Raw genomic sequence first — 21,334 nt, 5'->3', positions numbered from 1 at the left:
CTGCCGCCCCGGCTCCCATAGCCGCGCCGGCTCCAGTCGCCACGACGACCCAGACCACGCGTCAGCAGTCGATCGAGAATGAGGCGCTGCCGATCGCCGGTATCGTCGGCCTCGGCGTTCTCGCCATCGGTGGCGCGGCCTTCGCAGTGCGCCGCAAGCGCCGTGAGGATGACGAGGAAGAACTTCTGCTTGAGCAGGAAGCGCTCGTCGCGCCGGCTCCGGTCATGGAAGCCGCGCCGGTCGCAATCGCCTCGCGCACTGCGGTCGCCGCCCCGGCTCGCACGCCGAAGACCCTGCCTGGCGGGTTCGATATTTCGAAGTTCGGCCGTCACGCGCAGGCTGCCTATATGGGGCCGACGCCGGATAACCCTTCGTTGTCGCTCATGCGTCGTCTGAAGCGCGCCAGCTTCTTCGACCAGCGCGAGCGCGAGGCGGCTGCGGCAGGCACGACGCCGAAACTGGCCGAGCCGGTCTACCCCGCGGCCGCCAAGGCCGAGAAGGACAAGGATCAGGTCACGATCCGCATGACCCCGCAGCGGAAGAACAGCCGCAACGGGTACGTCCTGCAGAAGTAATCCGTATCAGTTGTGTTGCTTAAGACGCCGCCGGTCCCGCGACCGGCGGCGTTGCCGTGTCCGGCTTTCCATCATTGCCTATACGTAGAATCACGGAGGCCCTACACGCACCGCCATGGTTAAGATTCGGCATGAAATGGAAAGCTGCCGTTAACCCTTGAGCTCGTAACAGCGGCGAAACGGCCGGCGGAAGCTAAGGCGGTCCGCAGGGATTGGTGGCTTACCAATATGGGAACAATGGTCAGCTTGAGCCTGGTGCAGGTGGGCATATTCGCCTTCCTCGCCTGCCTGTGCGCCGCCATCTATGCCGGGCTTCGCAACCAGTCTTCGCTTGCCTGGCTGGCGGCGGCCTTATTCTGCGGCGCGATCGGCATGCTGATCGTCGGCCAGGCAGGCGGATCGCTGTCCGAATGGGCCACGATCACCATAGCTGTGCCGGCCGCCTATCTCTGCGTCGGGCAATCCGTGCGCATCATCCTTGGCCAGCGAAGCCAGTATCGCGCGCTGATCGGAACGGTTCTGGCGCTGACCGCGGTCGCGCTGCTGATGGCATTCGCCGATGTGCCGTTCCTCTACCAGACGCTGCCTTTCCAGCTCGCCTGCGCCCTTGCGGTGTCCGAAAGCGTCATTCGGCTGGTCCGCGCCCCGCAAAGGCACGTGGTGGACATCTGCCTGATCGTCGCGCTCAGCGGGCTTGCGGCCGTGTTCCTTGTCCGCATCCCGCTCTTCCTGATCCTGTTCGAGCCGGGCTCGCATTATGCGGTGGTGAAGGCGTCGCCCTTCCAGCGCGTGTCCCTTGTCATTTCCGGCATATTGACGCCGCTGACGGCGTTCCTGCTGATGGTCAAGGTGATCGGCGGCGTGATCGCGACCTATCGCATGCGATCGGAGCGCGACGGCCTGACCGGCTTGCTCAACCGCCAGAGCTTCGATTTAGCGGTCGCGCGCGATAGGCGTGCCGGCGGCTTCGTGATCATGTGCGATATCGATCATTTCAAGCAGGTCAACGACCGCTACGGCCACGCCGTGGGCGACGATGTGTTGCGCGCCTTCGCCAGCCTGCTGGAGACCACCGGCCATAGTGCGGGGCGCATGGGCGGCGAGGAATTCGCCTTGCTGGTGCCGGTGCGGAATGCCGCCGAAGCGGCGAGCGTCGCGGAAATGATCCGTCAGCGCTTCCATGCCGGTTCGCCGCCCGGGATCGCGCCGGATCACCGTTTGAGCGCCAGCTTCGGTGTCGCCCGATATTGGTCCGGCGCCGACCCGAAGACGGTTTTCGTCCGGGCTGACGCGGCGCTCTATCGTGCCAAAGAGGCGGGGCGCAATCGGGTGGTCGTGGCGGAAGACAGGGATGTGCCCGGCGTGGATCGGCTCCGCGCGGCATAAGTTTGGTTCAGCCAGGCTGAACCGGAAGCGGCCGGCGCCGCTCTTCATCAAAACGCCTAGATCTCCAACTGGCTGCCCAGTTCGATCACGCGGTTGATCGGCAGCTTGAAGAATTCCATCGCGCTTTCGGCGTTGCGCACCATCCACGCGAACAATTGCTCGCGCCAGATTGCCATGCCCGGCTTGTCCGAGGGGATGAGCGTCTGGCGGCCGAGGAAGAAGCTCGTATCCATCTTTTGAAAGGCCGGCCCGCAGCCTTCGACTTTGGTGAGCGCGGCCGGGATGTCGATATCCTCCATGAAGCCGTAATGGAGGATGATGCGGTAAAAGCCGTCGTCCAGCGCCTCCACTTCGATCCTCTGTTCCTCCGGCACCACCGGCACGCCCTGGACCTGCACCGTCAGGATCACGACCCGTTGGTGCAGCACTTTGTTGTGCTTGACGTTGTGGAGCAGCGCGTGAGGCACCCCCTTGGAGCTGGCGGAGAGGAAGACGGCGGTGCCCTGGACGCGCTTCAGCGATCGCACGCTGGACGTGATGAACATCTCCATCGTCATCGCGCTCTGGTTGAGATGGCCGCGCACGATCTGCCGCCCGCGCGCCCACGTGGTGAGCAGGGTGAAGGCGATCGCCGCGACCAGCAATGGAAACCAGCCGCCGTCGGGCACCTTGGTCAGGTTCGATGCGAAATAGGCGCCGTCGACGATCAGGAAAGCACCGGTGACCCCCAATGCGATCGGCTTGGGCCATTTCCAGACCGAATAGGTCAGCACGCCCAGCATGCAGGCGGTAATGAACATCGTGCCCGTGACCGCGATGCCATAAGCCGCCGCCAGGTTGCTCGAGCTGCGGAAGCCGATCGTGATCACGATCACCAGCAACAACAGCGACCAGTTGACGAACGGCACGTAGATCTGCCCCGCCGCCTTGGCGCTGGTGTTGACGATCCTGAGCCGCGGCAGGAAGCCCAGCTGCACCGCCTGCTGCGTGACCGAGAACGCGCCCGAGATCACCGCCTGGCTCGCGATCACGGTGGCGATCGTGGCGAGGATGACGAGCGGTAGCCGCGCCCAGTCGGGCGCCATCAGGTAGAAGGGATTTTCGATCATCCTGGGATCGGTCAGCAACAACGCGCCCTGACCCATATAGTTGAGCAGCAGGCAGGGAAGCGCGATGTAGAGCCACGATATGCTGATCGCCTTCCGCCCGAAATGGCCCATGTCGGCATAGAGCGCCTCCGCCCCGGTGACGGCCAGCACGACCGAGCCCAGCGCGAGGAAAGCGAGCTTGGGATCGACCAGGAAGAAACGCGCCGCCCATATCGGATTGATGCTGCCGAGGATGGCGGGATGCGTGATCACGCTGCCGATGCCCAGCACCGCCAGCACGAGGAAATAGAAGACCATGATCGGCCCGAACAATATGCCGACCTTGGCGGTACCGTAGGACTGGATCGCGAACAGCCCGATCAGGATGACGATCGAGATCGGCAATACGAAGGCGGTGAAGGTGTCGCTGACCGTGCTCAGCCCCTCGACCGCCGACAGGACGGAGATGGCGGGCGTGATGATCGCGTCGCCATAGAAAAGCGCGGTCGCGGCGACGCCAAGCATGACGATCCCCGCCGTCCAGCGCCGCTCGCCCAGCCGCCGCGCGATCAAGGCGAGCAGGGCGAGGCTGCCGCCTTCGCCATGATTGTCCGCGCGCAGGATGATCAGCACATATTTGAGCGTGACGATCAGCATCATCGTCCAGAAGATCAGGCTCAGCACGCCAAAGATGTGCGGCTGATCGACCGTCAGCGGATGATGGCCCGCGAAACTCTCCTTGAGCGCATAAAGCGGCGACGTCCCGATATCGCCGAACACGACCCCGATCGCGCCCAAGGCGAGCAAGGACAGAGGTTCCTGTGCATGACCGGTCGGCGGAGTCTCGTCGGGCAAGGCGGAGGCTGACATCAGGCACGCATACTTTCGAGAGGGGCGGATCGCATCCGCCTCCGGCGCATCGACCGATCGCCATAAGCTTTCGAGGGTACGAAGCCACCCCGTACATATGTTTCGCATATGGTTTTGAATAGGGCCGCTTATGCCAATCCTATGCGATCGCCGTCGCGGCCGGCTCGAATCCCTATGCGCCGCGCCATAATTCAGCTCCCGTTCGGGAGATGCGACGATGGCATGGCACGATCGGAAATATGCGGATGCGTCCTTGCGGCTGGCGGGGCTGGCCTTGCTGTGCGTGGCGATTCTGGTCGCTCGCCACCTGTTCACCGCGCCCGACCCGCAGGGCAAGGTCACGGCTTCGGCCTATCTGCTGGCGCTGATCGGAATGGCGAGCGCCTGCACGGGGGCGGCGCTGGCGGTGCTAGGGCGTCATCTGTTCGACGAGGTGGAATTGTCCGCGCGCTGGACGATTCACGTACCGCCGCAGCGGGGTGATCAATAAGCCCCGGTTGGGATCAGCGGCCGGGTTGTCCGCGTGCGACCTGCATCAGCCAATTCCGCATCTTCGTCCGCGTCTCATCGGACAGTTCGATCAGCACGCGGCGCGCGTCGGTCGAGTCACGCGACTTGGCGAGCACGCCCTGATCGATCATCGCGTTGATGCAGCGTACCGCGGTCGTGGTCGGCACCGCGGCGGCGATGCACAGGCTCGACATGCTGACCCGGCGGCCGAAGCCGCCTTCGGCGAACAGATCGAGCAATATATCCCATTCGGGATCGGCGAAGATGACCGGTTCGAACAGCATGTCGCGCTTGCGCCGCCACTGGCTGATGCGCCGCGCGAGCTGAACCAGATCGGCCTCGCTGATGTCGCCCGCCGGACCGGGCGCCCCCGCCGGCTGCGCGTTCATAAGGGCCCGCCCTCCACCGTGGATGCGCCGAGCGAGAATTCGGACAGGTCGATCGGGCGATCGGGCATGCCGTGCGCGCGGCGCAGCATCTCGATCACCAGCGACAGACGGGTCAGGCCGGCAAGATCGCCGGCATCCACCATCAGCGCCTCGGCTGCCTCGAGGTGATCGAGGCAGGCTTCGAGCTGCTGCGGATTCAAGGCGCAATTCCCATCGAAACAAATCCCCCGCAACCTTCACGCGCCCCTCCGGCGACGGGGGCTATTGTAAAGGAGGTCGGGGCAGGGAGGAAGAGGGCGAAAACAAAGTCTTCGCCCTCTCCGGTTCCCCCGGGTCAATAGTTGAGCGAGAAGGTCATCAGCTTCATCGTGAAAGCGAGCCAGACCAGGAACAGGCCCGAGAGCGCGAACAGACCCGCCCAGCCATATTTCCACCAGCGCCGATCGGCCGCCTTGAAGGCAACATAGGCGTTCCAGCAGGACAGGGCCGTGCCGACCGTCGCCACCAACGTCAGCAGCTGGAGCAGCCGCATCGGCAGGTCCATGCCGCCGTTGAACGCCTCCAGGTTGCTGCTGACCGAGCTCACGATCATTACCCAGCCGGCCGCGATCAGCAGGAACAGCCAGGCGGTTATCCGGGCGGCGCGATGCAGCTGCAGCGCCCGGCCGGAAAGCGCCGGCTTGTAGCCATAGCTTCTGCGGATCAGCGCCACGATCGGCCAGCCGATCGCCATCAGCAAGGAGACGCCGAGCGACAGGTACAAAGCCGGCATGATCCAGCCGGCATTCGTGCTCGCGGAGGCGGGCATGAACAGCAGGATCTGAGGCAGGTCGCTGTTGAGGAAGGCGGTAACCTTGCCATCCTTGACGATCGCATGCAGTCGCGCGGTACCGTTCACGTCCTGCCACTGCCAGGGGCCGACTTCGCGCCACTTCCGCGGGTTGTGCGCCGGATCGGTGAAGTCCGACACGGTAATCGTGTTGTCGGGGTTCAGCGTGACCTTGGTCTCGCTCACCACGCCGATGAATTTCAGCCAATCGGTCTGCGCGCCGCGGCTGCTGACATAATGGCCCGCAATCGCCGCGCCATGCTCCTTGGCGGTGGCGACGGTGGGCAGGTTGACCGGGGTCTGCGGGAAATAGCGATCGGTGAAATCGTCGAACAGGCGGGTGCGCAGGACATGCGCCGCGCCTTCCTTGCCCGGGCTGTTGAACGACAGGAACAGGCCCACGTTCGACTTCAGATAGAGGTGCAGATCGGAGTGGAAATAATTGGTGTCGCCGCCATGTGCGATGATGATCTGGCCGTTGCGGTCCTCGTGATAGAAGCCGAGCGCCATGCCGGGCAAACCGGGGACGGGGGCGTTGGCCGGCGCGTACATCTGGTGAGCCGTCTCAGGGTTCAAGAGCGGTCCGCCATCTGCAAGGTGCGCGATCATGAACTTGGCCATGTCCGCGCCCGTCGCCGAAAGCGCGCCGGCCGGCGACAGCGGGATGATCTCGAACGGCTTGGGGGCGTCCGACCCGGGCTCATAGGCCTGCGACAGGCCATCCTTGAGCGCGGGCGGCAGTGGCTGCTGGAAGGTCGAACGGGTCATGCCCAGCGGCACCATGATATGGTGCTGGACATAATCCTCGAACTTCTCGCCCGAGACGCGCTGGACGATATAGCCCGCCAGCGACGCGCCGTAATTGGAATAAGCCGGAACCTCGCCCGGTGCGAAGATCCGGACCGGCACCGCGCGGCTGAGCGTCGGGCCGAGCGGCTTCACGATCTTCGGATTGGCGGTGATCAGATATTTCAGCGTTTCTTCGAAACCGGCCGTGTGCGTCATCAGGTTGCGCAACGTGACGGGCTTGCCGAACGCGGGCGGAATCTTGAAATCGAGATAGTCGTTGATGTCGCGGTCGAGGTCGAGCTTGCCCGCCTGGACCTGCTGCATCACCGCCGTCCAGGTGAACAGCTTGGAGATCGAACCGGGACGGAACATCGTCATGTCCGGGTCGACCGGCTTATGCGTCTTGCGGTCCGAATAGCCGAAGCCGCGCTTGGTCAGCACCTGGCCGTCCTTGACCACGACCACCACCGCGCCCGGAATTTCGCCGGTCGCCATCGCATAGGGCATGTAGCCGTCGAGCCAGGCGTCCACATCAGCCTTGCTGAGCGACGCCGGGCCGCCGGGCGTGACCGGAACGCTCTGCGGCGTGGCGACCTGATGGGTCGGGACGAGCGGCAGTTTGGGCTGAAGCTGGTTCGGCGCCTGCGCGACGGCGGGAACGGCGAGCGCGGCGAGTGCCAAGCCCAGTTTGCGGAAGAAACGCATCCTTCTTGCTCCCTTAGAGCGATTTCTAGCCGGGCGGATTCGCCCGGCGGCTCGGAAATCGCGGCAAAATCCTAGTAACGATAGCCGATGCTGAGCCCGGCCGAGCGTGGACGCACCACACCCGCCGAGATCGCACCGTTGAGCGCCGAACCGGCCGTGCCGAGATCCGTGATACCACGGCTGTCGGTCAGGTTGCGGACGAACAGGTCGATCCGCATCTTGTCGAAGCTCACGCCGGCATGCGCATCGAGCTGGCCATAGGCCTTGAGCTCATGCTGGCCGTAGGTGGTGTCGAAATTGGTTTCGCGCTTGCCGGTATAACGCCACGAAAAGCCGAAGCTGCCGTCGGTCGTGTCGGTCAGCGGCGTGCTGTAATCCGCGCTGACCGTGCCCGCCCAATGGGCGTTGAACGGCAGCGGATCGCCATCCTTGCCGCCGACGATGTCGGGCGCGTCCTCGGTCAGGTGCGCATTCACATAGGCGCCGTTGAGCGAGAGGCTCAGCTCCCTGGTGGGCGTCAGCGTGGTCGAAAGCTCGACGCCCGAGCTCTTCGCCTTGCCGCCATTGGTGTTGACGCCGAAACCGCCAATGTCCGCGAGAAGCTGGATATGGCTCCATTCGATATCGAAGCCCGTCAGCTCGACCGTCAGTAGCCGATCGATCAGTTCGGCTTTGACGCCCGCCTCATAATTGAGCGTGGTCGAAGGTCCGAACACGCGCGGAACCGAATCCGGCGCCAGCGGCGGCAGCACGTTGGGCCCGCCGGGCTGATAGCCCTTGGCGAGACGGAGGTAGAAGGTCGTCCGGTCGTTGGGCTTATATTCCGGCGCGATCGAATAGGTGAACGCATGATCGCTCGACCCGCCGGTGATAGTGGTCGCGCCGCCGACCAGCGGTCCGTCGGTGGTCTCGCTCACCGTCTGCTTGTTGTGGCTGTAGCGGGCTCCGAAGGTGACGTTGAATTGGTTGGTGAGATGGACGGTCGCGTTGGCGAAGCCCGCATATTCGCGATAGGTCGAAGGCAAGACCACCGTCTCGAGCGGCGAGAGCGCGGTATTGAGCGCGCCGCTGGTGCCATCGACGGCGTTCAGCGCCTGGAGCAGGTTGTTGCGCTCGCGTGTGTAGAAGCCGCCGATCGTCCATTCGAGCAGCTTGGTGTGGCTCGATGCGAGGCGAACTTCCTGCGTGAAACGGCGCTGCGACAGCGACTGGACCACGTCGGCGCCCAGCGGTATCCCGAAAATGCTGGTTAGAAGGCCGCCGTAAAGGCCGCTCGCATCTTGGACGGTCGACTGGTCGAGCGTGCCCCAACTCGACGAGGAGAGGAGTTGCACCCCGCCCAGATCATAATCGAGCGTGCCGTTATAGATGCGGTAGCGCATCTTGTTGGGTTGCTCGACGATCCGGCTCTGCGTGAGCGCGCCCGTGACCGGATCCAGCGTCACCGGATCGACATCCTCGGTGCTGCTACCGTCGGAGTTCAGGTTTTCGAGGAAGGCGGTCGCGCGGATCGTCAGCCGGGTGGTCGGCTTGAAGATCGCGCTGAAGCGCCCGCCATAGGTCTTGCCGCCATTGATGTCGGCCCCGCCATTGGGCTCGTCGATATAGCCGGGATCCTTGCGGTAGAAGCCGCTTGCGCGCACCGCCATGTCGTCGCTCAACGGCACGTTGAACGCGGCGCGGCCCGATACGCCGGCATCGCCATGCGCCAGGCTCTCGCCGCCGACTTCGGCCGCCATGTGGAAGGCATCGGTCTGCGGCGCGATCGTCACATATTTGACGAGGCCGCCCAGCGAATTGGCGCCGTAGAGCGTGCCCTGCGGGCCGCGCAGCACCTCGACCCGCGCCAGATCGAACGGATCGATATCGGGTGCCAGCACCGCGCCGTTGGCAAGGCTGGTCGCCGAACCATAAGGCGTCTCGTCGACATAAGTGGCGACGGTCGCGCCGACGCCGCCCGAATTGATGCCGCGCAGCACCAGGCGCGCCTGGCCCGCCTGGCTTTCGACGATGTTCGCGCTCGGGATGCGGTTGAAATAATCGGCGAACCGCTCGGCATGGACGTCGCTCAACGCCTGTGCGGACAGGACCGACACCGATTGCGGCACGTCGAGCAGGCGCTGCTCGCGCTTCTGCGCGGTGACGACGATTTCGCCCCGCGATTGGTCGTTCGCGCCCGACTCGGTCGGCGCGGCGGGCGTTTCGGCGAAGGCGGGCGATGCAAAAGCGACCGCCGCCGCACTTGCCAGCAACACAGCTTTGGATCGGGAAATCATCGTACAAGCCCCTTGATGACGTGCTTGTCATAATGACTCATGTTTCAAACATAGCAACTGGTTTCTGAAACCGGTCTATCTGTTCCCTTGGGCGTCGGGCTGCGCTATGCGGGCAGGGAGGGGAAAAGATGAAGAAAAGCGGCGGAAACACGTCCCATCCCGGCCTGGCGCTGCGCGCGGCGCGAATCGAGCAGGGGCTCACGCTGCGCGCGCTGGCGGCGCGGATCGGCCTGCCTTTCTCGACGCTGTCGAAGCTCGAGAACGGCAAGATGGCGATGACCTATGACAAATTGGTCCGGCTCGCCCAGGGGCTCGGCGTCGATATCGGCGCGCTCGTTTCGAGCAGTCCGGCGGTCGAGACGCCGCCGCCCGGCATCGGCCGGCGCAGTATCCTGCGCGCGGACGGGATGAAGGCCATCTCGGAGCACCACTCGCACTTCTATCCGGCGTCGGAATTGCTGGGGAAGATGATGGTGCCGATCATCATCGACGTGCAGGCGCGCAGCGTCGAGGAACTGGGCGGCCTCGTCCGCCATGGCGGTGAGGAATATCTCTACATCCTGACCGGCGCGATGGAACTGCACTCCGATCTCTATGCGCCGCTGCCGCTGGTCGCCGGCGATTCGGTCTATTTCGATAGCGGCATGGCGCACGGCTACGTCCGCACCAGCGATACGCCCTGCCGCGTGCTGTCGGTCTGTGCCGGATCGGGCATCCAGCGCCTGGCGCAGACGACCGACCCGAGCTGGAATGGATAGCGACCAGGATTGAGTCCCTAAAAACGCCAAACTATGTTTCTATAGTTGAAACACGTTCCCGGCTGTGGGATGTGGATGCCATGGCAACCACAGCGCGCACCGCCCTCGTCCTCAATCACCGCCGTGATCCGATGCGGATGAAGGAGCCGTTCCGCATCTCCGGCTATCTGTTCGAGGGTATTCCCGCGGTGACCGCGACGCTGGACGACGGACAATATCGGGGGCGGGGCGAGGCAGCCGGCGTCTATTATCTCAACGACGATCCCGATCACATGGAAAGCCAGATCGAACGCTATCGCGACGTGATCGAATATGGGATCGATCGCATCGCGCTCCAGAAGCTGATGCCGGTGGGCGGCGCGCGCAACGCGCTCGACTGCGCTTTCTGGGAGCTGGAATCCTTCCGGAAGGAGCAACCGGTGTGGAAGCTGGCCGGTGTCGGCCCGCCGCGCCCGCTGGTGACGACCTTCACCTTGCCCGCCGAGGATCCGGCCTACCTTCAGGCGCGGCTGCCGGGTTTCGCGCATGCCAAGGCGATCAAGCTCAAACTGTCGGGCGATCTCGCGGCTGATACGGCGCGGGTCGAAACCGTGCGCAAGGCGCGGCCCGATGCGTGGATCGGGGTCGATGCCAATCAGGGCTTCGAGGCCAAGGATCTCGACGCGCTGGTGGCGATGCTGGTCGATCAGCGGATCGGTCTGCTCGAACAGCCGCTCCGCCGCGGCGACGAGGCGGCGCTCGACGGCTGGCGCTCGCCCGTTCCGGTCGCGGCGGATGAAAGCATTCTTGGGCTGGAAGAGCTGGAGAGGCTCGGGCATCTGTTCCAGGTGATGAACATCAAGCTCGATAAATGCGGCGGGCTGACCGAGGCGCTCGAAATCGCGGCGCTGGCCAAGCGGATGGGGATGCAGGTGATGGTCGGCAACATGGCCGGATCGACGCTCTCGACCGCACCCGCCTTCGTGCTCGCGCAACTGTGCGACTTTGTCGATCTGGACGGACCGTCCTCGCTCGCCAACGATCCGCTGGCCGATCAGATTTATTCGGACGGTATGGTGATGGTGCCTGCCAGCTTGTGGGGCCACGCATGATCCGGTTGGGAGCCTAGAGTGGCGCGCATCGCGGCCGGCACGCTTCCGGCAAGGCAGAAGCCGCTCTTCGGCCACCCGCCCGGCCTGACCGTCCTGTTCCTGACGCAGATGTGGGCCGAATTCTCCTATTTCGGCCTGCAGGCTTTGCTGGTCTACTACATGACCGGTGAACTTGGCTTCAGCCAGGCCAAGTCCTCGTTGATCTATGGCACTTATGGCGCGGCCGCCTTTTTCAGCCCTTTCTTCGGCGGAATGATCGCCGACAAATGGCTCGGGCGGACGCGCAGCGTCGTGCTCGGCGGCGTGCTGATGATGTGCGGCCACTTCGCGATGGCCTTTCCGTTCCTGCTGTTTCCGGCACTGGCCCTGGTCGCGCTCGGCAACGGCCTTTTCATCCCGCCGCTCGCGGTCCAGGTCGGCGCGCTCTACGCCGACGACGATCCGCGCAAGGCCTATGCGTTCAGCGCTTACTATATGGGCATCAACCTGGGCGGGCTGCTCGCGCCATTGGTGTGCGGCTCGCTTGGGGAATTGCTCGGCTGGCATTGGGGTTTCGCCGCCGCCGGCATCGGCATGTTTGCCGGGCTGGTCATCTATCTTGGCTTCAAACGGCTGCTGCCCGCCGATCCGCGCGATGCGGCCCGCGCCGCGCCCGATGCGCCCGCCATCGCGATCGACGCGCGCGCGGTGCGCCTGCTGATCACGGTCGTCGCGGTCGTAGTCCTGTTCCGCATCGCCTATGAGCAGAGCGGCAACGTCATCGCCTTGTGGGTGCGCGACCAGACCGACCGCAGCTTGTTCGGCACGCTCACCATTCCCGCCACCTGGTTCCAGGCGATCAATCCGCTGGGGATCATCGTCCTGACCCCACTCCTGATCCGCCATTGGGGCAAGCAGGAGAAGAAGGCTTCGACGACGATGCTGATGCACCGCATGAGCCTCGGCTGCATCATTGCGGGCAGCTCGATGCTGGTGATGGTGCTCGCGGCGTTGGTCAATGCGCGCAGCGGCCTGCCGGTCAGCGCCTGGTGGACGATTGTCTATTTCGTGCTGCTGACAATCGGCGAATTGCTGGTGATCCCGGTCGGGCTGACCCTGGTCGACCTGCTTTCGCCCGCCGGCTTCGCCGCGACCGCAATGGGCGCCTGGTATATTGCCAAGTTCCTCGGCACGCTGCTGGCGGGCGTGATGGGCTCCTATTGGGGTGCAATCCCCGCAGCCCTGTTCTTCGGTCTCGGCGCTGTCTCGGTATTTGTCGCCGCCGCGATCTTGCGGCTTATGGGGACGCTGGAGCGCCGTTTCGCCTAGCAGGCGAGGGGGCTTTGCCTCGCCGCCCGGCGCGCGCTACGCCACGGCTTTCCATGGGATATCTCGCTGCATGCGCCTGCCTCTCGCTCTGCTTCTCGCCGCCACCGCACCTGCCCAGGCGCAAGTGGCGCACAAGTTCGAAGACCTGGCCGTTGCGCCCAAGGGCGATCTGCTCGCGGCCGTGGAATCGAGCGAGGACCTCGCCGTCCACAACGTCATCGTCGTTCGCAGGGTTGTCGATGGCAAGGTCGTCCGCACGATCGATCCCTGTGCGAAGTGCTTCTATTCCGATCTGACGTTCGGCCCGAGCGGCGCGCTCGCGTTCGTCAGCCGGGATCGTGCCGCGGGGACGGCCGCGCTCGACGTGGATCGGGCGGGGACGATCCACGCTATCGCCACGATCAAGGGCGTCGCGAACACGCTGCGCTTCTCGCCCGACGGCAAGCGGATTGCTGCGCTGGTGACGCTTAATGCCGCCAAGGAAGTCGGCGCGACCCAGGCGGGCGTGCGCCAGGTCGGCGAGATCGGCGAAAGCAGCGACGAACAGCGCATCGCTTTGTTCGACCTGAGCGGCTCGGTCGCGGCGGACGCGATCAAACCGGTCTCGCCGGCCGGCCGCTACATCTACGAATATGACTGGACGCCCGACGGGCGCGGCTTCGTTGCCAGCGATGCGATTGGCAATGGCGACAATAATTGGTGGGTGGCGACGATCGACGCGATCGACGCCGCGACTGGCGCGGTCCGCCCGATCGCGCAGCCCAAAACCCAGGTCCGCTTTCCGCGCGTGTCGCCCGACGGCAGGACGGTCGCCTATGTCGGCGGCTTGATGAGCGATTACGGCTCAGTTGGTGGCGATATCTGGACGGTGCCGTTTGCGGGCGGCACGCCCAACGATATCACGCCCGGCTACAAGGCGACCGTCACCTCGCTGGTGTGGCTGGCGGACGGCTTGCGTGGCACGATCCTGTCGGGCCCGGACGCGTCGATCGTCCGCTTCGATCCGAAGAAGAGCGGCGCGGTCCTGTGGAGCAAGCCGGCCGGGCTGATGGCGGGCGACGCCAAGGTCGCATTCAGCGCCGACGGCCGTGTCGCCGCGAGTGTGGTGCAGGATTTCGAGCATGCCTCAGCCATCTATGCGGGCCCCGTTCAGGCGCTCCGCCAGATCACGCACGACAATGACGCGCTGCCGGCTCTGGTCAGCGCGCGGAGCGTGAGCTGGACCAATGGCGGCCATGCTATCCAGGGCTGGCTGCTCGCGCCCGCGGGTGCCGATCCGGCCGCCCGCGCGCCGCTGATCGTCAGCGTCCATGGTGGCCCGGCTGCGGCGCACACGCCCAATTATATCGCGTCGACCGGAATCACCGCCGATCTCGCCAAGGCGGGCTATTACCTCTTCCTGCCCAATCCGCGCGGCAGTTACGGGCAGGGCGAAGCCTTCGCCGCCGCCAACAAGCGCGATTTCGGTGGCGGCGATCTCAAGGACATCCTCGCCGGCGTGGACGCGGTCGAGAAGATCGCGCCGGTCGATGAGGATCGGCTCGGCTTGATGGGCGGTTCCTACGGCGGCTTCATGGCGATGTGGGTCAACACCCAGACGAACCGCTTCAAGGGGCTGGTCGCGGGGGCCGGTTTGTCCGACTGGATCAGCTATTACGGAATCAACGGCATCGATCAGTGGATGATCCCCTTCTTCGGCGCGTCGGCCTATGACGATCCCAAGGCTTATTGGGACGTGTCCGCGATCCAGTTCATCAAGCGGGCGAAGACGCCGACCTTCATCTACGTCGGCGAGCGCGACATCGAGGTGCCGCCGACCCAATCGATCGAATATTGGCACGCGCTGAAGGCGATGGGCGTGCCGACCAGTCTCGTCATCTATCCGGGCGAGGGCCATCGCCTGCGCGATCCCGCCAACAGTGGCGACATGCGCAAGCGCACGGTTGCCTGGTTCGATAAATATGTGAAGCACGACCAATAGCGCGTTGACGGCCCGCTTTTCAGGGGCCTAGCTGATCCGATAGCGCTATCAGAAGCCGCTGCCGAAGCGGGTTGCGCCAGGAGAGGCAAATGCGGATCACGCGTCGCGACATGTCGATCGCAGCCGTCAGCGTCGCGCTGACCTGCACGGTCGGCGCCTTTGCGCAAACGGACAGGGCCATCCTCGGGCCGGCGGTGTTCGACTGGAACAGCCTGCCGGTCACCAAGAACGAAACCGGCGAGGTGCGGCAGGTGGTCAAGCAACCGACCGCCACGCTCGACGAGCTCGAAATGCACATCACCACGCTCAATCCGGGCGTCGCCTCGCACCCGCCGCACAAGCATCCCAACGAGGAATTGGTGATCATCCGCGAAGGCACGGTCGAGACCTTGTCGGGCGGGGTGTGGAAGCGCGTCGGCCCGGGATCGGTCATCTTCAATGCGTCCAATTCGCTGCACGCCTTGCGCAACGTCGGCACCACGCCGGCGGTCTATCATGTGATCAACTGGAAGAGCGCGACCACCCCCGCCAACTGACATCGGAGCACGCCTGCATGGACCCGATCGACCGCCGCCTGATCCTCACCGGCGCAGGGATTGCCGGCCTCGCTTCGACGCTGGGGAGCGAGTTGTTCGCCCAGACCGCCGCACAGGGCAACGCCGTCGCCACCGAATCCGCGCCGGTCGGGCCGGTTGCGCAGGCCAAATATCGCGTGCCGTTCGCGGTGATCGGGCTCGACCATGCGCATATCTATTCGATCACCGACGCGGTGATCCGCGGCGGCGGTGTGCTGACCGGCTTCTATGCCGCCGATCCGGAGCAGATCGCGACCTTCCGCAAACGCTATGGCGACGTAAAACTGGCGCGGAGCGAAGCCGAGATCCTCGAGGACAAGAGTATCAAACTCGTCGCGGGCGCGCCGATTCCCGATCTGCGCGCGCCGCTCGGCATCCGCGTGATGCAGGCGGGCAAGGATTATCTGAGCGACAAGCCCGCCATTACCTCGCTCCAGCAACTCGCCGACGTGCGCCGCGCGATCAAGGCGACCGGTCGCAAGTTCGCGATCATGTATTCGGAACGGCTGGAGGTGCCGGCGGCGGTCGCGGCGGGGCAATTGGTCGATCAGGGCGCGATCGGCAAGGTCGTCCAGACGATCAACATCGCGCCGCACCGCGTGAGCGCGCCGACGCGCCCGGCATGGTTCTGGGATAAGGCCCGCTATGGCGGCATATTAACCGACATCGGCAGCCACCAGGCCGACCAGTTCGTCTATTTCACCAAATCGACGCGCGCGCATGTCGTCGCCTCGCAGACCGGCAATTTCACCTATCCGCAGCATCCCCACTTCGAGGATTTCGGGGACATGACGCTGACCGGCAACGGCGGCACCGGCTATGTCCGCGTCGACTGGTTCACGCCCGATGGCTTGCCGACCTGGGGCGATGGGCGCCTGTTCCTGCTCGGCACCGAGGGCTACATCGAGCTTCGTAAATATGTCGATATCGCGGGCCGGCCGGGCGGCAACCACCTGTTCCTCTGCGACAAGAAGGGCATGCGCTATCTCGACTGCGGCAAGACCTTCCTGCCGTTTGGGCCGCAGTTCGTGACCGACATCATCGAGCGCACATCGACCGCGCAGGATCAGGACGGCGCACTGCTCGCCGCCGAGCTGGTGCTGACCGCGCAGAAGAACGCCACACGGCCGATAGCGGCCTGACAGGGGAGAGGGACATGCAGAACCGCATCTCACGCCGCGGACTGATCAAGAGTGGGGCCGCCGTCGCGATCGGCTTTCCCGCGATCGTGCCGTCGAGCGTGTTCGGCGCGACCGCGCCCAGCAACCGGATCAACATCGGCGCGATCGGCGTCGGGCGCATCTCGCGGACGCACGATCTGCCCTCCACCTGGCAATATGACGACGCGCATATCGTCGCGGTGTGCGATCTCGACACCAAGCGGATCGCGCTCGGCCAGCAGCTGATCGACGAGACCTACGCCAAGAAGACGGGCAAGCCGTACAGCGGCACGCGCGGCTATGCCGATTATCACGACGTGCTCGCGGCCAAGGATATCGACGCGGTCATCATCTCCACCCCCGACCATCAGCATGCCCGCCTCGCGGTGCATGCGGTTCGCGCCGGCAAGGACGTCTATCTCCAGAAGCCCGCCTCGCTGACCATCCAGGAAGGCCGCACGATGGCGGATGCGGTCGCCAAATCGGGCCGCATCCTCCAGATCGGATCGCAGCAGCGCAGCCTCGATCCGTGGCCGCAATTCCACCGCGCGTGCGAGCTGGTGCGCAACGGTCGGCTCGGCAAGCTTCAGCATGTCGAGATCGGCCTGCCCGGCGATCCGTCGGGCCCGGCTGCGCCGCCGATGCCGATCCCGGCCAATCTCAATTACGACGCCTGGCTCGGCTCGACGCCAGAAGCCTATTATACCGAGATCCGCGTCCATCCGCAGGACGCCTCGTTCGACCGGCCGGGCTGGATGCGCTGCGAGCAGTTCGGCGCGGGCATGATCACCGGCTGGGGCGCGCACCATGTTGATACCGCGCATTGGGGCATGGATACCGAACATACCGGCCCGATCGAAGTGTGGGGCCGCGCCGAATTCCCCAAGAGCGGGCTGTGGGACGTGCACGGGCCGTTCGAGACACATGCGATCTATGCCAACGGCGTGACCATGACGATCTCGGGCGCTTTGCCCAACGGGGTCAAGTTCATCGGCAGCGACGGCAGCCTGTTCGTGACGCGCAGCGGTTCGGTAACGCCAAGCGATCCGTCGGGTCCGCAGATCGATCCCCTCGTAGCGAGCAACCCCAAGATCCTCGACAGCGTGATCGGGCCGAACGAGGTCCATCTCTATCGCAGCCCCGAACAACATCGGAACTGGCTCGATTCGATCCGCTCGCGCCAGCCCAATATCGCGACCGCCGAACTGGGCCACCGCGCCTGCTCGACCTGCCTCGTCCATTCGATCGCGATGCATCTGCCCGACCAGCACCTCAAATGGGATCCGGTCGCGGAGCGCTTCACCGGCAATGACGAAGCCAATGCCCGGCTCAGCCGGCCGATGCGCAAGGCCTATCTGATCTAAAGCCGGAAAAGGGAGGCAGTGATGGCTCGGAAGCTCTGGTCTCGCCTGATCATGGTCGGTGGCGCGATGGCATTGGTGGCTGGTGCCGCCGGCGCCCAGTCGGTGCCGGGCGCCAATTCGGATATCGTCGTCCGGGGCGTCCGCTCAAGGCTCAGCAATTGGCGCGAGGCGGAAACCAGCCACGTCATCATGCTCAGCGACGGCAGCGAAGAGGAGCTGGTCCGCCTCACGCGCAACCTCGAACGGCTCCATTTCCTGCTTGCCGGGCTGATGAGCCGCGGCGCGGCCGATGACGATACGGTCAAGATTCGCATCACGCTGATCGGCGAGGTCGCGCAGTTCGACGCCATGGACCTCCACAATGTGCGCTGGCAGCAGGGGCCGTATAACGACCTGTTCCAGATCGGCCGCTATTATGATCCGCGCGCGGACGGGGCGGTCATGGCCAGCACGCGCGTCGATCAGCGCGTGGTGGTCGAACATACGCAGGCCAATGCCCGCTCGGTGGAACGGGCGTTGGGATCGGTGGCGGCGGCGACGGCGGATCCCAACGTGCGTGCGGAGATGTTCGCCGCGATCGGCAACATTGATGCCATGTCCGGCCTGAAGGGGCCGCACGACAGCGGGATCACCTTCGGTGAAAAGGCGATGGAGATGTCCGCCGAAAGCCTGCTCTATGCCGGCTACGCGCAGCATTATCTGCTCACCTATTTCCCGGCCGCCTATCCGCGCTGGTATCTTGACGGCTTCGGCCAGATCTTCGCGACCTTCGCCGTGAAGGGGGACGGCACGCTCGAATTCGGGCGCTCGCCCAACGGGGCGCAGGCGGTGATGCACGAATTCGGCCCCTATCCGATCAAGGACGTGCTCGACGACGCCTATCTGACCGAGAAGCCACACAAGACCGGCTGGACTCCGATCCACGCCTGGATGCTGACGCACTTCCTGTTCTTCTCGGACAAAAGGCGGCCGCAGCTGCGCCAATATCTGGCCGCGCGTGCGGACGGCGCCGATCCGGAGACGGCGGCAAAGGTCTTCGGCGACCAGAAGCAACTCGCGCATGAGCTCGGCAGCTATTTCGCGACGCGCAAACCCTATCTCCAGATCACCTATGACGGCTCGAAGATCGAGCAGCCGATCGTCCGGCGGCTGCGCGAAAGCGAGGCCGCCTTCGTCCGGGGCCGGCTCGAACTGGGCGCGCGCGTGGTGATCCCGGCGCCGCCGCCGCCCAATACGGCCCCCGACATCGCAAGGGCCGTCATCAAGGCGCGCGACGAAGCGCTGCGGCAGCGCGCGCAATGGCTGGAAGGGCTGCGCCGGGACGCGACCCGCTGGTCGGGCGAACTCGAGGCGCAATTGCTATTGGCTGAGGCAGAATGCCGCAGCGGCAACCCCGCCGAGTGCCTCGCTGCGGCCAGCCGAGCGGAAGCGATCGCGCCGAACGATCCGCGCGTGCTCGTCTGGAAGGCTATCGCGATGGTCGGGCAGGCCGCCGCGGCGCCCACCGCCGAACGCGCGGCGCAACTGGCCGCGGCCAGGGCGCTGATCGTCAAGGCCAACGAGACGGATCATGAGGCGATCGGGCCGCTGCTGGCTTATTATGAGAGCTTCGCCCGCGCCGGCGAAGCGCCGACCGTCAGTGCGATCGACGGCCTGCAGAAGGCGATGGAGGAGGTGCCCGCCGCGCCAGAAACCCGGCTCGAACTCGCCAGGGCGCTGGTCGAACGCGGACAATTCGCGGTCGCGCGGCCCGTTATCATGCCGGTCGCGGTGGGCGCTTATGCCACGCCCGAACGGCCCGCCGCGCAGGCCTTGCTCGGCCGGATAGATGCATCGATCGGCAGCAGGTCGGCGGCACCGAAGGACAATAAAACAACGCCGGCGCCTCCCGCATCGTGAGCACAGCGCGAACCGGCCGCCTGCGGATTTTCTTCGACGGCGGCTGCCGGCCTAATCCGGGCAGGATGGAGATCGCCGCCGTGGCGCGCGGGATCACCTACAAACGGGAGGATATCGGCCAGGGCAGCGGCGAAGAGGCCGAATGGCTGGCGTTGCTCCATGCCGTCCGGATCGCGGTCGGGCTCGGCGCGGACGACGTCGAACTGGTCGGGGATTCCCGCTCCGTGATCAATCAGGCGAACGGGGCGGGGAAGTGCCGCGACGCTACGCTACGACAACATCTGGACGCCTATCGTGCGGCGATCGCGGCGATCCCCCATGTCCGGCTGCGCTTTATTCCCCGGTCGAAAAATCTCGCGGGGATAGTCTTGGCGAAAGGCCATCCCCGCTAGCTCAGAGCGTCACCCGCAGCGTCAGCCCGTAGGTGCGCGGCGTGCCGAGCTGGCCGGCGAAGGCAAAGGGCGAGGCGCCCACGATCGATGTGGTCGACAGGTTCTGATAATATTTCTTGTCGAACGCATTCTCGACCCAGGCGGACAGATCATATTTGCCCTGCTTGAACGCCGCGCCGACCCGGAATTCGGCGATGCCGTAGCCGGGGATCACGGTGTAGGGGCCATCGTCGGCGGTGCCGAACATGTTCGATCGATAGGCGTAGCGCCCGATCGCATAGGGCCGGACCCCGCTCGCCGTCTCGAAATGCACGTCGGCAATCGCGTTGGCGGTCCATTTGGGCGCCTGATAGACGCGCTTGCCGGTCAGATCGCAGATGCCGCTCACACCCACCGGGCAGGGCCCGTTGGTATAATGGCTGTATTTGGCGTCGTTATAGGCGCCGTTCGCGGTCAGGGTCAGGATCGGGGCGACCCGCCAGCTCGCGTCCGCTTCCACGCCCTTGGCGAGCACATCGCCGACATTGGCGAGGTAGGACCGGTTGCCGTTGCTGGGGACGATGTTCGCCTGGAGGCCCGACAAAGTGGTGCGATAGACATCGACGTTCAGCGTCAGCTTATTGTCGAAATATTGCTGCTTGAGGCCTGCTTCCCAGCTGCGCGCCTTTTCGGGCTGGAGCACGAGCGGTGTACCCGCCGACACCGCCGCATTGAGGTTGAGGCCGGCCCCCTTGTAGCCGGTCGAATAGGTGACATAGGCGAGCAAGCCATCGACCGGCTTCCACGACAGGGTGCCGAGCCAGGACAGATTGTTGTTCTTCACCGCCACGTCATAGTGGAAGGGCAGCGACGTCGCCGGATTGGGCGTGCCCACGTTCGATGTGTCGGAAACGCCGTCGCGCTTGTCGTGCGTGTAGCGGATGCCGCCCGTCGCGATCAGGCGCGGCGTGATCTCGAAATTGGCCTGGCCGAAGGCGGCGAGACTGGTCGTGTGCGTGTCGACATCGTCGATATATTGCGATCCCGGCGCGATCGTCACGGCGGCGGCGTTCGGGTTCGCGAGCCGGGCATAGGTCGTGTAGAAAGCCGAGGCGTCATAGCCGAACTGGTTCAGGATATAATGATCCTGCAGCCGCTGGTGGAAATAATAAGCGCCCGCCTGCCAGTTGAACCGGCCCGGGCCGGATGCCAGCCGGAATTCCTGCGAAAACTGCTTGTCGCGCGTGGTCGCGACATTGACCTGGATCACGTCGAGCGGCGTGCCGTCGCTGTCCTGCAGCGGGTTGAAATACCAATGGCGATAGGCGGTGATCGAGGTCGCGGTGGCGAAACCAAGATCCCAGTCGGCCTGGAGCGATGTCCCCCATTGGTGCGTGCGCATCTCCTGCG

General features: G+C 65.0%; 18 protein-coding genes. 12 read left to right on the top strand and 6 right to left on the bottom strand.

Features of this window, described 5'->3' with window-relative positions; all coding sequences use genetic code 11:
• Both VK533_RS08390 and VK533_RS08385 read left to right on the top strand, forming a co-directional pair.
• Positions 1-575: hypothetical protein (locus VK533_RS08390; protein WP_324376412.1), on the top strand; the 575-nt coding region annotated here is incomplete at its 5' end.
• A 237-nt stretch (positions 576-812) separates the two neighbouring features.
• On the top strand, positions 813-1,961 hold the full coding sequence (locus tag VK533_RS08385) for a GGDEF domain-containing protein (protein ID WP_324376411.1): 1,149 nt from the start codon (positions 813-815) through the stop codon (positions 1,959-1,961).
• 56 nt (positions 1,962-2,017) lie between these two features.
• Here VK533_RS08385 and VK533_RS08380 read toward each other — a convergent pair whose 3' ends face one another.
• Positions 2,018-3,919 (bottom strand): potassium transporter Kup, encoded by a 1,902-nt coding sequence (locus VK533_RS08380; RefSeq protein WP_324376410.1) that lies wholly within the window; start codon positions 3,917-3,919, stop codon positions 2,018-2,020.
• A 217-nt stretch (positions 3,920-4,136) separates the two neighbouring features.
• On the opposite strand from VK533_RS08380, the gene VK533_RS08375 reads away from it, so the two are divergent.
• Positions 4,137-4,409, top strand: a complete 273-nt coding sequence (locus tag VK533_RS08375; RefSeq protein ID WP_324376409.1) for a hypothetical protein — start codon at positions 4,137-4,139, stop codon at positions 4,407-4,409.
• A gap of 13 nt (positions 4,410-4,422) precedes the next feature.
• Here VK533_RS08375 and VK533_RS08370 read toward each other — a convergent pair whose 3' ends face one another.
• The 4 genes from VK533_RS08370 to VK533_RS08355 all read right to left on the bottom strand — a co-directional run bounded on the left by VK533_RS08370 (position 4,423) and on the right by VK533_RS08355 (position 9,417).
• Positions 4,423-4,818, bottom strand: a complete 396-nt coding sequence (locus tag VK533_RS08370; RefSeq protein ID WP_324376408.1) for a transcriptional regulator, SarA/Rot family — start codon at positions 4,816-4,818, stop codon at positions 4,423-4,425.
• A complete protein-coding gene (locus tag VK533_RS08365; protein ID WP_324376407.1) occupies positions 4,815-5,018 on the bottom strand; it encodes a hypothetical protein in 204 nt (67 codons plus the stop codon). Before VK533_RS08365 ends, VK533_RS08370 begins: the two co-directional genes overlap by 4 nt.
• 134 nt (positions 5,019-5,152) lie before the next feature.
• Positions 5,153-7,141 (bottom strand): serine hydrolase domain-containing protein, encoded by a 1,989-nt coding sequence (locus VK533_RS08360; protein WP_324376406.1) that lies wholly within the window; start codon positions 7,139-7,141, stop codon positions 5,153-5,155.
• 71 nt (positions 7,142-7,212) lie between these two features.
• Complete coding sequence (locus VK533_RS08355) at positions 7,213-9,417, bottom strand: TonB-dependent receptor (RefSeq protein ID WP_324376405.1); 2,205 nt, start codon at positions 9,415-9,417, stop codon at positions 7,213-7,215.
• A gap of 128 nt (positions 9,418-9,545) precedes the next feature.
• On the opposite strand from VK533_RS08355, the gene VK533_RS08350 reads away from it, so the two are divergent.
• The 9 genes from VK533_RS08350 to VK533_RS08310 all read left to right on the top strand — a co-directional run bounded on the left by VK533_RS08350 (position 9,546) and on the right by VK533_RS08310 (position 19,945).
• Positions 9,546-10,175 carry an XRE family transcriptional regulator gene (locus tag VK533_RS08350; RefSeq protein ID WP_324376404.1) on the top strand — a complete coding sequence of 210 codons (630 nt, stop codon included), beginning with the start codon at positions 9,546-9,548 and terminating at the stop codon, positions 10,173-10,175.
• Positions 10,176-10,255: 80 nt separating this feature from the next.
• Positions 10,256-11,266, top strand: coding sequence for a dipeptide epimerase (locus VK533_RS08345; protein WP_324376403.1), 1,011 nt, complete (start codon positions 10,256-10,258; stop codon positions 11,264-11,266).
• An 18-nt stretch (positions 11,267-11,284) separates the two neighbouring features.
• A complete protein-coding gene (locus VK533_RS08340; RefSeq protein ID WP_324376402.1) occupies positions 11,285-12,574 on the top strand; it encodes a peptide MFS transporter in 1,290 nt (429 codons plus the stop codon).
• Positions 12,575-12,644: 70 nt separating this feature from the next.
• A complete protein-coding gene (locus tag VK533_RS08335) occupies positions 12,645-14,555 on the top strand; it encodes a S9 family peptidase (protein WP_324376401.1) in 1,911 nt (636 codons plus the stop codon).
• Positions 14,556-14,644: 89 nt separating this feature from the next.
• Entirely contained in the window at positions 14,645-15,091 is a 447-nt protein-coding gene (locus VK533_RS08330) for a cupin domain-containing protein (protein ID WP_324376400.1), read from the top strand.
• A gap of 17 nt (positions 15,092-15,108) precedes the next feature.
• A complete protein-coding gene (locus tag VK533_RS08325; RefSeq protein ID WP_324376399.1) occupies positions 15,109-16,272 on the top strand; it encodes a Gfo/Idh/MocA family oxidoreductase in 1,164 nt (387 codons plus the stop codon).
• Between the two features lie 14 nt (positions 16,273-16,286).
• Positions 16,287-17,654 (top strand): Gfo/Idh/MocA family oxidoreductase, encoded by a 1,368-nt coding sequence (locus tag VK533_RS08320; RefSeq protein ID WP_324376398.1) that lies wholly within the window; start codon positions 16,287-16,289, stop codon positions 17,652-17,654.
• A 21-nt stretch (positions 17,655-17,675) separates the two neighbouring features.
• On the top strand, positions 17,676-19,553 hold the full coding sequence (locus VK533_RS08315; protein ID WP_324376397.1) for a hypothetical protein: 1,878 nt from the start codon (positions 17,676-17,678) through the stop codon (positions 19,551-19,553).
• Positions 19,554-19,618: 65 nt separating this feature from the next.
• Positions 19,619-19,945 (top strand): reverse transcriptase-like protein, encoded by a 327-nt coding sequence (locus VK533_RS08310; RefSeq protein WP_324376396.1) that lies wholly within the window; start codon positions 19,619-19,621, stop codon positions 19,943-19,945.
• A 1-nt stretch (position 19,946) separates the two neighbouring features.
• Here VK533_RS08310 and VK533_RS08305 read toward each other — a convergent pair.
• The coding region (locus VK533_RS08305; protein ID WP_324376395.1) for a TonB-dependent receptor at positions 19,947-21,334 on the bottom strand (1,388 nt) is incomplete at its 5' end.

The sequence above is a fragment of the Sphingomonas sp. genome (assembly GCF_035317925.1).
Taxonomy (GTDB): Bacteria; Pseudomonadota; Alphaproteobacteria; order Sphingomonadales; family Sphingomonadaceae; genus Sphingomonas_I.
The sequence above is the reverse complement of the archived record's forward strand: the minus strand, read 5'-3'. Positions and strand labels throughout refer to the sequence as shown.

Coding starts and splice junctions, on each gene's coding strand:
- VK533_RS08345 (WP_324376403.1), top strand. CDS start 10,256: ATGGCAACCACAGCGCGCACCGCCCTCGTCCTCAATCACCGCCGTGAT.
- VK533_RS08385 (WP_324376411.1), top strand. CDS start 813: ATGGTCAGCTTGAGCCTGGTGCAGGTGGGCATATTCGCCTTCCTCGCC.
- VK533_RS08325 (WP_324376399.1), top strand. CDS start 15,109: ATGGACCCGATCGACCGCCGCCTGATCCTCACCGGCGCAGGGATTGCC.
- VK533_RS08330 (WP_324376400.1), top strand. CDS start 14,645: ATGCGGATCACGCGTCGCGACATGTCGATCGCAGCCGTCAGCGTCGCG.
- VK533_RS08375 (WP_324376409.1), top strand. CDS start 4,137: ATGGCATGGCACGATCGGAAATATGCGGATGCGTCCTTGCGGCTGGCG.
- VK533_RS08315 (WP_324376397.1), top strand. CDS start 17,676: ATGGCTCGGAAGCTCTGGTCTCGCCTGATCATGGTCGGTGGCGCGATG.
- VK533_RS08350 (WP_324376404.1), top strand. CDS start 9,546: ATGAAGAAAAGCGGCGGAAACACGTCCCATCCCGGCCTGGCGCTGCGC.
- VK533_RS08370 (WP_324376408.1), bottom strand. CDS start 4,818: ATGAACGCGCAGCCGGCGGGGGCGCCCGGTCCGGCGGGCGACATCAGC.
- VK533_RS08360 (WP_324376406.1), bottom strand. CDS start 7,141: ATGCGTTTCTTCCGCAAACTGGGCTTGGCACTCGCCGCGCTCGCCGTT.
- VK533_RS08380 (WP_324376410.1), bottom strand. CDS start 3,919: ATGTCAGCCTCCGCCTTGCCCGACGAGACTCCGCCGACCGGTCATGCA.
- VK533_RS08355 (WP_324376405.1), bottom strand. CDS start 9,417: ATGATTTCCCGATCCAAAGCTGTGTTGCTGGCAAGTGCGGCGGCGGTC.
- VK533_RS08320 (WP_324376398.1), top strand. CDS start 16,287: ATGCAGAACCGCATCTCACGCCGCGGACTGATCAAGAGTGGGGCCGCC.
- VK533_RS08310 (WP_324376396.1), top strand. CDS start 19,619: ATGGAGATCGCCGCCGTGGCGCGCGGGATCACCTACAAACGGGAGGAT.
- VK533_RS08335 (WP_324376401.1), top strand. CDS start 12,645: ATGCGCCTGCCTCTCGCTCTGCTTCTCGCCGCCACCGCACCTGCCCAG.